The 11888-nt window shown below is 59.6% G+C and carries 7 protein-coding genes; 3 read left to right on the top strand and 4 right to left on the bottom strand.

From position 1 onward, the window contains the following. Positions 1–246 precede the first annotated feature (246 nt). From AC1DJN_RS16345 to AC1DJN_RS16335, 3 genes are all read right to left on the bottom strand, one after another. Complete coding sequence (locus AC1DJN_RS16345; protein WP_478013512.1) at positions 247–3261, bottom strand: efflux RND transporter permease subunit; 3015 nt, start codon at positions 3259–3261, stop codon at positions 247–249. A 4-nt stretch (positions 3262–3265) separates the two neighbouring features. After that, positions 3266–4192, bottom strand: a complete 927-nt coding sequence (locus AC1DJN_RS16340) for an efflux RND transporter periplasmic adaptor subunit (RefSeq protein WP_442251554.1) — start codon at positions 4190–4192, stop codon at positions 3266–3268. A 137-nt stretch (positions 4193–4329) separates the two neighbouring features. Then, positions 4330–5703, bottom strand: coding sequence for a TolC family protein (locus tag AC1DJN_RS16335; RefSeq protein WP_478015693.1), 1374 nt, complete (start codon positions 5701–5703; stop codon positions 4330–4332). 113 nt (positions 5704–5816) lie between these two features. On the opposite strand from AC1DJN_RS16335, the gene AC1DJN_RS16330 reads away from it, so the two are divergent. The 3 genes from AC1DJN_RS16330 (at position 5817) to AC1DJN_RS16320 (ending at position 8319) form a co-directional block, all read left to right on the top strand. Continuing rightward, positions 5817–6497: a winged helix-turn-helix domain-containing protein gene (locus AC1DJN_RS16330; RefSeq protein WP_442251552.1), complete on the top strand. Its 681-nt coding sequence runs from the start codon at positions 5817–5819 to the stop codon at positions 6495–6497. A 92-nt stretch (positions 6498–6589) separates the two neighbouring features. Then, positions 6590–7867, top strand: coding sequence for a sensor histidine kinase (locus AC1DJN_RS16325; RefSeq protein WP_442251574.1), 1278 nt, complete (start codon positions 6590–6592; stop codon positions 7865–7867). A gap of 17 nt (positions 7868–7884) precedes the next feature. Further along, positions 7885–8319, top strand: a complete 435-nt coding sequence (locus tag AC1DJN_RS16320; RefSeq protein ID WP_442251551.1) for an EamA family transporter — start codon at positions 7885–7887, stop codon at positions 8317–8319. A gap of 1236 nt (positions 8320–9555) precedes the next feature. Here the strand turns inward: AC1DJN_RS16320 and AC1DJN_RS16315 are convergent. Continuing rightward, positions 9556–9891, bottom strand: coding sequence for a hypothetical protein (locus AC1DJN_RS16315; protein WP_442251550.1), 336 nt, complete (start codon positions 9889–9891; stop codon positions 9556–9558). Positions 9892–11888: the final 1997 nt, after the last annotated feature.

Genomic DNA, 11888 nt, shown 5'->3' with positions numbered 1-11888 from the left:
GGTCCTGGCTGTCCCTGCTCTGGGGGTCCCGATATCGTTCTCCATCTTCATCCCGTGGGCCCACGCCCTGCCCATTCAGCTAGGTTTTAATGCTACAGCACCTTTCGTTGGAGAGCTGTCACGTGCGACAGGCTGCACAGACTCGACAGTCGATCCGGCGAGAGGCCACGAGCGAATGTCGGATCGCAGACTCAGCCCCGCCAAGTCAGCTTGGATTTCACGGCGCCTGAGCCGTGACACTTAGATTCACTGATTTCCCCTTGGGCGAGAGATCAGGCTTAACGCGGAAGGAAGAATCAGGAGTACCAAGAAGTACTGCAAAGTGAGACCAGCAATGATCGAGATCGCGAGCGGCTGCTGGATGCCTGATCCACGCCCGATCGCCATGGCCAGCGGAAGCAACGTGAGGACAGCAGCAAGCGTCGTCATCGTTATGGGACGAAGTCGACTTCGAGCCGCCTGCTCCAAGGCTTGCTTGATCGGCAAGGACTGCGCCAGCCTCTTGAACTCGCTTACCAAGAAGATGGCCATCTCCGTCGAGATTCCGACCACCATCGTCATACCCATCAGAGCAGTGATATTCAACTCCACGCCTGTGAACCAAAGCGCCATGAACACCGCAGTCGCGGACAGAGCAGACGTGAGGACCATAAGCAGTGGAGTCCAGAACTCCGCATAGAGGAGCATCAACAGAATCAGCTCGGCGAGAAACGCCGCCGCAAACACCGCCACCAATCCGGTGAACGCCTGCTGCTGTTGCTCGTACAACCCTCCCATCGCATAACGGACACCTGGGCGGAGCGTGCCAGGTTTGTCCAGCGCGGCCTTTACCGCTGCTGCCGCCGTGCCGATGCCCTGCCCTTCCAGGCGAGCCGTAACCGCAGTCATCGGCTGCAAATTGTCGCGGCCGATCTCAGGCTCGCCAGTGACTGATTCGATTGATGCGACCCTGAAGAGAGGAAAGATGTGGCCGTCGGCCGCGCGCACGGGAAGAGCCGCCAATCCCTCGCGGTCCAGCGCGATGCCGTTCCCTGCACTGACCCTGACATCCATCAGCTTGCTGGCTGTTGGTAGCTGAGCAACGACAGATCCCGTCAGTGCGGCGCTCAACGCTCTAGTAATGTCAGATGCAGTCACCGATTCCATCGCCGCCCGAACGGGATCCACTTGAACATCGAGCCCATCGCCGGCGAGATTGACACCATCTTTGACCTCAACGATCCCAGGAAGCCGGGATAGGAGTTCCGCAACCTTTTTTGCTTCAGACCTGAGCAGGGCGGGATCCTCGGCATAGAGCTTGACTTCAATCGGCTGCGGCACCGCAGTTAGATCGCCGATGAGGTCCTCGGTCAATTGAGCCATCTCGACCTCAAGACCGGGGATCCGCAGCGCAGCCAGAACCCGCAACTTGGTCATGATCTCCTCGGTGGCGAGGGTGTGATCCTGGGCCAATTTGACAAAGTAGTCGCCGTGATGCGGTTCGCCGAGATCGCCCCCGAGGCCGGTGCCAATGCGACGTGAGAAGGTCTCCACGTCCCCCACTGATCTCAGGATTTCGTCCAACTGGCGAAGTTCACGATCGGTCTCCTCCAGGGAGGTCCCCGGAGGGGTTCGGAAATCGAGCACAAAGCCGCCCTCATCCACCTTCGGCATGAAGCCACTGGGGACTTGGGTCCAGGCAAGACCACCGACGAGCAGTAGCGGGAGGACGGCCGCCAGTGCCCAGCGTGGATGGGCCAAGCAGGTCGAGAGCCATCGACTGTGGACCCTGGACATCCAACTGCCGTCTCTCTCCCCTGGATCGCTCCACTTGCCGAAATCTATGAGCCTGCGGACAAGAAGAGGAACCACCAGTAGCGTGAACAGGAAGGAGATGAACAAGGCCGCAGCCATGGTGATGGACAGGGCGCGCGAGAACTCTCCCGTGACTCCGCTCATGAAGCTTAAGGGTACGAACACCACGATGGTGGCCAGGCTTGAGCCTATCAGGGGACGCGCGAATTCCCGGGCCGCTGGAAGAACTCTGCTGGGCCCACCATCACTCGCCCCGGACTTCTGCGCAATGTGCTCGACCATGACGATCACGTCATCGATGACCAGACCCACGGCCGCAGCGATCCCACCTAAGGTCATGATGTTGAAGGTCATGCCAGCCAAACAGAGTATCAACGCGGTGACTGCAACAACCGCAGGCACTACGATCATCGCGACGAGGACGATCCGGATGCTTCGCAGAAATGCGAACAGGACCAGGCCAGCGAGAAGCAGGCCAATCAGAACAGCGTCTCGAACGCTGGCTTGAGAGTCGGACACCAGCTGACTCTGGTCGTACCAGTTCAGTAGCTTGACGTCATCGGGAAGGCTCGCCTGGGCGAGCGCATCTTTCACTTCGGACGCTATCGACAGCGCATTGCCATCGGGCTGCTGGTAGACGTTGAGCAGCACAGCAGGATGTCCGTCTTCAGACACGCGAGTCCAGACTGGCGCTGCGCCGTACCGCACCTCGGCGATATCACCAAGGTACACCGCCCCGGCAGGCCCCGCCCGAACCACAGTCTGGCGCAGCTTCTCGATCGTCTGGACGTCTGTTTGGGCGATGACCAGGGAGAGATGATCCCTGTCCTGCAGCCGGCCCACCGCGGTGATCTGCGTGGCCGAGGATACGGCTGCTGCAACATCATCCAACGACAACCCCAGAGAGCCGAGTCGGCGTAGGTCGGCGTCGATATGAACCTCTTGGGTATCCCCGCCTTGCACAGCAACCTTCGCAACCCCGGCTACCGCCGCCAGGCGAGGCGAAAGATCTAGTTGCGCGATATCCCTCAAGCGTGCCTGCGAGACTTTGGCTGACGTCAGCGCATAGGAGATGATGGGGAACACTGTCGGATCCATTCTCCGGACCTCGTAGTGGGTTCCCACTGGCAGCGAAGGCAAGACCTGCGCCATGGCGGCATCGACCAAAATGGTCGATGCGATCATGTCCCTTCCCCAACCAAAATCAATCGAGATCTGAGAGGATCCTCGGGACGAGTTTGATCTCACTGCGCGGACGCCGGGAATCGAGCGGATGGCCTCTTCTGCCGGTTTGGTGACAGACAACACCGTCTGCGCGGCAGGGCGATCCCCTGCGGAGAGATCCACGACCACTCGAGGAAAAGGGACTTGTGGAAAGAGGGTGACTGGGATTCTCGTTGAAGCCAGAATTCCCGAGAAAGCCAGAGCCAAGGCAACTAGAAGGATTGCCTGACCTTGGCGAGACACGAAGTCAACGAATCTCACTGACGTGCCCCTGCCCTGGCGTGGCAGAAGCCACCCTGATGAGCGCCCCGTCAGATAACTGATAGGCACCAGATCCCACTACGGGCTGCTCTGCACTGAGCGTGCCCGCAACCAGCAACTGATCACCCTCCCGCGGCAGCAGGCGCTTCACCGGCACCCGAACGGCCGTGCGACCCTTGACCTGGAACAGGTACGTTCCCTGCTCGTCCTCCTGAACGGCGGTACTGGGGACGCGCCAGCCGGAGACAGTGCCGGCCGACACGAACGCTTGATACTCCTGCCCCTTCATCAGGGGAGCCGAAGTGCTGACTTCCATGTCAACAAGACGGGTGACCGCATTGATGACGCTGGACGTCCGGGTCACCACCCCTTCCAAGGGCTCCCCTCCTCCGAGAGCTACCAGCTTGACGTTCTGGCCCACAAGAATTGAGGACGCATGACGAGGCTCCACGCCGCACTGGACGACCAGCGCATTGTTCCGCGAAAGCGTCAGCAACGTCGTGCCTGCCGGTGTCTTCATGCCGGGCGATACGGTCACGGAGGTCACAACGCCATCGAATGGAGCCCTCATGACCTTCTCACTGCGGCCCCCGGCGACGGAAGAGGCGACCTGATAAGCAGCGAGTGCATCTGCGAGCGACTTGGCGGCCTGCCCGTGCTGGTCAATTGAAGCCAACTGATCGGCGAACAAGCGATCAACTCGCGATTTTTCGTTGCGAGCCGCGGACACCGCGGCCTCCGCCTGAGCCAGTGCACCACGAGCACTCTCCGACAGCTGAAAGACCCCGATGGGCTGCCCCTTACGGACCTGGTCGCCTACGGCCACCGAGACGGTCTGGACCTGCCCATCCAGGGCTTCGCTCACGGCATAGGCGCCATCGGGTGACGAGATCGCTGTGCCGTAGACCTGCATAGTCCTATCCATCTGAGCCCATGTTGCGGACGACGTCTCCACCGCAACACTGGGTCGACGTCGATCCGGGGATGGGGATCCACATCCGGTGATTACGATTGAGACCAGCGCTATGGCAAACCATCGATTCTTGCTGATCACTGGTCGGCTCCGATGGGGGATTGGGTGGTTCCATCCAAGCCATCCATGTGGGGCATACCCAGGCCGCTCAGGGTTTGAATAGCAAGGTTCTGGGCAGCGATGCTGGACTCCAGAGCGATAAGCTCCTGCTCCTTCCCGTTCTGGGCCGCTACGGCTTCGACATAGGTCAGCGCATCGATGTCATGCCGCGCGAGCGCCGCACGCAGCCTGGGTACAAGTGCACTGTCAGCGGCGAATTGTTTCGCCTTCTGCACGCGCTGTTTTTCAGCCAATCCTTGCTGGGCGATCAGCGACATCAGCTCATTCTTGGCAAAGATCAACCGAGCACGGAACTCCGCAGCCAGCTTGGCCCTTGTCGCCTGTTCGATGCTGATGCCCGCCTGGTTGTGATTGAAGATGGGAAGTTCCATGGAAACGTCCACACCCGCCGTCTTTACGTTCCCGGTATCCCGCCCATAGTTGCCACCCACAGTCATTGCCGGGAACTGCGCAAGCACCGACTGCCTGACCTTCTGCTCCTGGGATTCATAGCCGGCCCGCAGCGCAATCAAATCTGGTCGATAGGCCGCAATGTCCTCCAACCGGCCGGTCACAAGAGTGGCGTCGGTCGTGGCGATAGGAGAAGGATAGGCAATAGGGATTTCGACCTCACTCGCCAGACCAAGCAGACCCGCCAAGTCCTGTTGCTTGGTTAGCCGCAAAGTCGTCAGCAAAGCGGTCTGCTGTCTGGCGTCGGCTGAGCGCTGGCTATCCTTGACGAACGACGTCATGGAAATATCGCCCTGCTCCATTGCCACGCGGCTTCGCGCGAGCTGTTCGTCCCAAAGTCTGGAGGTCTCCGAGGCCAGCACGAGCTGCCGGCTCGCTGCAGCCAGTTCCAATGCGGTCAACTCGGCTTTGGCGGAGACCTGCCACTCCTGCCACAGAATGCCTGCATCGACCTGCGCCAGCTGCGCCTTCGCAGCGCCCACCTTGGCAGGTCGAATGATCAGCGCCTTGATGTCCTGGCCCAAGCCCAGAGCTATCGCCGGAAGCGCCCCAGCGCCGCTGAGGACACCTGCATAGCTCACCGACAGCACCGGATTGGGCAGCGCGGCGGCACTTTCCAGCTGTGCTGCCGCTATGCCGTGCTCCGCTCGTGCCGCAATCAGATCTGGGTTGCTCTGAACTGCCAGCTGTCCAATCTGCTCCAGGCTGAAGGGCTGAGACGGGCCGGCAGGCCGTGAAGCCCACGCTAGCGCGTGCGCGGGCCCGGCCTGGATGTCCAGTGGCTTGGGCTGGTATGTCGCGCAGCCCGCGAGAGCAAGGGCTGCGGCCACGACGAGCGCCAATCGGCTTAGCATCGCGCAAATCTCCATGAGGACATTCAAAGCCTAGTCCAGAGTCCATCACCGTCCGATTACCGGAACATTGGTGATTGACAACTTGACCGAATCCCTGCGGCGTTCTAAAAGGCTTTGGTGTGCATCCCGGAACCGGCAAAGTGAACATTCTGGTCATTGAGGATGATGCGGCGACGGCGACCTATGTTTCGACAGGGCTTACCGAACTCGGCCACAACATCACTCTTGCCGCTGATGGGCGCGAGGGACTGTTCCAGGCATCGGATCATGAATGGGATCTAATCCTGGTCGACCGTATGCTCCCCGGGCTGGACGGGCTGGTCCTGGTCAGCACCCTTAGAGCAACGGGCAATCAGGCGCCGATCCTGTTTCTGACGACCCTTGGCGGAATCGACGACCGCGTAACGGGCCTCAATGCTGGCGCCGATGACTACCTAGTCAAACCGTTTGCTTTCTCAGAACTCGCTGCGCGCGTTGCGGCCCTTGGTCGTCGCCCGCGAAAAACCCAAGCCGAGACGACATTGCGCGTTGGCGATCTCGAAATGGATCTGATCTCCAGAAGGGTTACGCGTTCACGATCCGAGGTTGAACTCCAGCCGCGGGAGTTCCGACTTCTGGAGGTCCTCATGCGCCACGCCGGAGAGGTCGTCACTAGGACCATGCTTCTGGAGAAAGTCTGGGACCTCCATTTCGATCCCCAGACCAACGTGGTAGAGAGCCATATGAGCCGGCTTCGAGGGAAGGTGGAGCGCTCGGGGCAACCCAATCTGATCCACACCGTCCGAGGGGCCGGCTACAGCATCAAAGAGTCTGGACCGTGAGGCTATCCAGGCTTGTACGGACTTCCAGCTTCCGCCTGACATTGCTCTATACGCTTACGACAGCCGTCTGTTTCCTGGTGATGTTCGTGGTCATGATCCTTTCGGCCACGCACTACATGAAGGAACAGATCGACGGAGCTGTCGAAGCTGAAGTCCGGGAGATCGACATGCAGGCGCAAGGAGCCAGCTCGGGTTCTCTCATCCCCGTGATCGACTCCTCTACGAAGTCTGGCAACGGTTTTCGCTATCTGCTGATATCACCCAATGGAGAGCGGATCTCCGGCGATCTGCCCATGCTCCAGGTCAGCCCGGGACTTATCGAATCCCTTTCCATTCCGCCCACAGGCCTTCTGCCCGCGATGACAATGCGGGGGATATGCCGTGAAACGAGCGACGGCGGCATGCTGGTGGTCCTGACGAGCGATCGACAGATCAACGAGCTACGGGAGTTCATAACGCGGTCCTTCCTGCTCGGCGTGATCGTGGCCTTGGCACTGGTATTGCTGGCCGGCGCCTTGATCAGCGCGGCCTCGCTAAGGCGCATTGAGGAAATGAGCCAGAGCAGCCGTAACATCGTTCATGGAAACCTGGCGCAGCGCATACCACTCAACGGAAGCGGGGACGAGTTTGATCACTTGGCCGCCAGCCTGAACTCCATGCTCGATCGCATTACGGCACTGATGCGGAGCATGCAACAGGTGTCAGTTGACGTCGCTCATGATCTGCGCACACCGCTGTCCAGACTTAGACAGAAGCTTGAGATCGTCCACGAAAGGGGGGCATCCCAACCTCAGCTTGAGGCTGCGGTTTCAGACTCGCTCAACGACATTGATGCCATCCTGGCGACGTTCGCAGCGCTGTTGAGGATCTCGCAAATTGAGAGCAGTCAACGGCATTCGAACTTCGAACTCGTTGACCTTTCCGAAGTAGTGGCCACCGTCGGAGAGATCTATCAACCCGCCGTCGAGGACCGCGGACAACAGCTCACCGGCAGCGCATCGGGTGAACTTCTGATCCATGGTGACAAGGCCTTGCTCACACAAATGCTCGCCAATCTCGTTGAGAACGCGAGCAGCCATTGCCCAGAAGGCACAAAGATATCCATATGTGCAACCGCAAGCCCAGCGGGGGCGTCGTTGCAGGTCGTTGATGACGGTCCAGGCATTCCCTCCGAATACCGCCAAACAGTCCTCGAGCGGTTTTATCGACTGGACGCAAGCAGAACATCACCTGGGAACGGCCTTGGACTCAGTCTCGTCAAGGCAGTAGCTGACCTTCACGAGGCGAGCATGACACTCGACGACAACATGCCAGGCTTAAGAGTGCAATTGACCTTCCCCCGAAAGGCAGCTCGAACACAGTTTCCATAAGACATGAGGACTTCAAGGTGCTGAACGTTCCCGCGTGGCTCGTTTGGGCCGGACTGTCGGCCATCTTTGCAGCTGCAACAGCATTGTTCGCCAAAGTGGGCGTCAAGGGGGTGGACTCGGATCTCGCCATGGCGATCCGCACACTGATAGTGGCTGCGGTCATTCTTCCGATGGTGATGCTCACTGGCAAGTGGTCAAACCCGCTGCTGCTGCCAGGGAGGACACAGCTCTTTCTAGTGCTGTCCGCTCTCGCGACGGGCGCCTCGTGGATGTTTTACTTCCGCGCGATTCAGATCGGAGAGCTAGCCAAGGTGGCGGTGGTGGACAAGCTCAGCGTGGTACTGGTTGTTGTCGCTTCGGTACTACTTCTCAACGAGCGGCCAGCGCTGCGCGAGTGGACCGGAATTGCTCTGGTCCTTACCGGAGTCATCGTCCTAGCCACTCGAAAATAATTGTGGTTGCCAAGGACTCGTTAACCATCAGCCTCGTCAAACGCGCCCCTTATGTACCCGACGAAGAGGAAAGCCCCGAAATGCGACAGACATTGTGGAGGTGGTCAGTCGAAGCCGGCCGTCTCCGCAGCACAGGGGCTTGCCAGTGGGCGGGCCACCAAGCGGCCCGATCAGTTGGGACGTATGAGCGGCATGCCCCCCCTGCCAGCTCTGTCCGCGCGTTCTGGTCGAGCGGGATGCGAGATTCCTCTCCTTCAATAACAGTCCCTAATCGCGCGAACCGCTCAATGCGCGCTTCCGACCACTAGTGGGTACCTGTCATCCCCCGATAGACATCCAAATCGGCTCGCAACTAATCTGCCACTGACCCAGCAGCGACTGGGCATCTTCGCTGACGTCATTGCGCGCCTTGAGATAACCAGCCAGTCCGGCTCACCTGGCTGCGGCCTTCGCCGGCTGGATTGAGGGCTCGATGGTCGACAGCCAAGCGGCGAGCAAAAGACGATGGCACCTACTCCATTGCGCACAGTGCCGCGGCGGCATGTAAGGCTTGCCGCTTCGCGGCGTCAACTGCCTCACAATAGCTCCATGTCGCGTTCGTTGTTCCCTGAACAACTGGCCTGCTGCAATCGCGCGAGCCGGGCATGTGCACTTGCCACGTTCCGCTCCAAGTGCCTTCCCGCCCTCGTTGCTCTCCGACTGCGTGCCACTCCACCAGATACTGCCCCACAGACTCATACACCGCGCACCCCCTCCCTGAGCGACGTTGGCATCCAGATGACTGACCCTCCGCTCTCCGCGTCCCTGTTGTCGAATAAACGCAAGAAAGCTGTGAAGTTTCTGTCAGCAGCGGCGGATAGTCTTGTCCGCTCATAGGTGGTCAGCGACTCAGCGAAGTAATGATCCGGATTCTGGTTCGTGCTTCGCACCGCGCAGCGCGTACGTACGGGTGCCTCTCCCGCTCCAAGGCCCGCCGCGCCCGATGACCGGCATCGGAGCGGAGCCTTGACCTACGAGATCGATGTTCGTCCGTGAATTCTCCACCCGGGCTGCCTTGGCTGGGCGCTGCAGGCATGCATTGAAGGGCTATGGGCGCTCCGCACCCACGGTCCTTCGGACGGATGAATCGCCCAATCGGCCTTATGTTTATTAGGTTGGGGTGCCCCTGCCATTCCAGGCACGCGATGACTGCGGTCGTCGGCTGCAGATTGTCCCGGCCGATCTCCGGCTCCCCAGTCACGTGTTTGATCGATGCGCCCTTGAAAGCGGAGAAACATGGCCATCGACCGCACGAACGGGTAGGTCTGCAACTCGTTCCCGATTCAGTGCCGATGCACTGCCAGCACCCATCCGCACATCAACCAGTTTGCTGGCCGTGGAAAGCCGAGCAACAACCGCCCTGGTCTGCGCAGTGCTCCGAACTCCGGCGACATCCGCAGCGCTTGTCGATTCCATTGCTACCGGCGTCGGATCCACCTGGGCGTCAAGTCCATCATCGGCAAGGTTCACGCAATCCTTCACCTCGACGATGGCTGGCAGCACCGCGCTGACGCGACCTGCTTTCGCCTTCATCTGAGCGATCTTCTCCAGATGCTAATGAGCCAGTGGTGCAGGGAGATCTGCGCAGCTCTGCGACTTAGGTAGCCGGCGAGATGTGGATCTCGGCAAGGGGATCACATTCAATGCGCGGATTGCACCCTGCGCCCTCGATAACGAACCCTTATCAACGAGGCGAAGAGCGGAGCGAGGGCAACTTACGTGAGAGCTGGTAGCGGCGGAAGATGTTCCTCGCGTTGGGGGCGGTAGATGCGATGCAGCTGCGATTGGCGAAGACCCGTGTTCAAGCATCGGATAAGTACGTACACGGGCTGGAAATCAAACAGCTGTGTTGCCGGCCGCGCTGTGTCAGAGCCTAGTAGTGTCCGGGCTGAAGAGCTGACCGCGGCCATGGCAATTGATTCCTCCCCCGCCGGGTTTCGGTGCTGGGAAAGCCCCTTCAGCTGCAGCGGCTGAACAATTCCATCGGAAAGCTTCCGGAGTAATGCAGCTACTGGCCAGCACCCGCCGAAGTGCGCACAAGCGCGCTGAGCGCTCGTATAAGAAGGCGAAAGTTACCCGGATAGACCTCGAGGGCTGGTGGCGACCAGCGGCGAGGGCCTCGACTGACCGGGTGATCGCGCCGTGCTGTCCTCTCCTTGTGCGAGCGGCCGCCACCTAGGCAAGACCGTTCATTCGGCGACTGCACTGCGCGGCACCTTCAGAGCGGGATGTCTGAGACGGCTGGCCCGTGGCGTCGCCGCGGTCTGTCAAGCCTGGTAAGAATTCGCTCCCTGAACTGACCCATGGCTATGACCAATTCGAAATCTTCCTTCTGAACGCGCCCTCTGTCGCAGAGGCCATGATCCTTCTGCCCCGCCATTCGCAAGTGCGTGGGGCAACTCCAGCTTGCACCAGGTTGATGCAGCGCCCATTGCGAGGAGTAGCTAAACGGGTCGCACAGCATGGGCTGCGTGTTGGAGCGTCGAACTCGCGATTGAATTCGAGCAAGATCTGCCACCCATGCTTCAAAAGAACTGATGTAACTGGCTGCCGCTGCGTGCAGATCGGGTAGACGCATTGGAACCTCAAAGTCTGGAAGACCCCTTATGGTCATTTGTTCCGAGATTTCGAGCAGCTCTTCGCGCCGCTGGAGTAGCCATAACGCGTACGCTTGACCAAGGCAGCACAGATGAGGCTTGAGCGTAACCGGATACCTAGAGTTGATCCGAGATCGGCCTCCGCCCACGGACCTCATTGCATAAACGCGGCAGCGGGAGTGCCCCTTTAGATAGGTGCGCCTGATCTGACGCGCGACGCACCTGAGCAGGTCCTGATAGGGGCGGACCACTGCTTTGCAGTCGTCCGCCGGTGGCGGCAGCACAAGTGGAGTTGCTGGAAATTGCCTGAAGGAGTGTGACGTCGGTGCTAGTGCGTTCTGCACCATTGTGTTGGGAAAATGAGCAAGCGCATACCAGTATGCGCCAGCATGGCTATCCGCTTTCTCGCCGTCCCAGCATATCAACGTGCGCCCAGTGCAAGCTCTTTGATATCCGAGGAGAGAGGCGTTGGCATCTCTAAGCCATTGGTGCAGCTCATCAAGTTTATCTGTACTTGAGAGACTCTTTCGGCCCTGAAACGAACCAGGTATCGGGTACTTCAGCAGTGTCTCGCCACAAGAATTGMATGTAAATCCATGAGCTAGGGATCCTCTTGTGTCCAGCGCGCCACGACAGTGGGGACAGCCTAATAGCAAACGCCTCTGATGCAAGACGCAGCGCAGAAATCGTTCATCCTGTTGGTACTGATAGTGACGCCCAGAATGAATGCAGACTGGGCAGTAACGAAGTTGCTCATCCTTCAGCCATCGGCACCACTCACCCAGCGCGGACTGAACGTCGCTAAGTTGCTCAGTACCTTCGGCGGGCTTCCTCTCGGTTGCTCTGCGTTGAGCGAGATATACCTTTGATCGCACGAGTGGCACTCGCCACTCTCGATACACCGGCATCCACATCACATCAATGCAGTTGAGC

This window comes from Stenotrophomonas sp. 05L414_2 (assembly GCF_056397905.1).
This window is presented reverse-complemented; position numbering and strand designations above follow the sequence as displayed.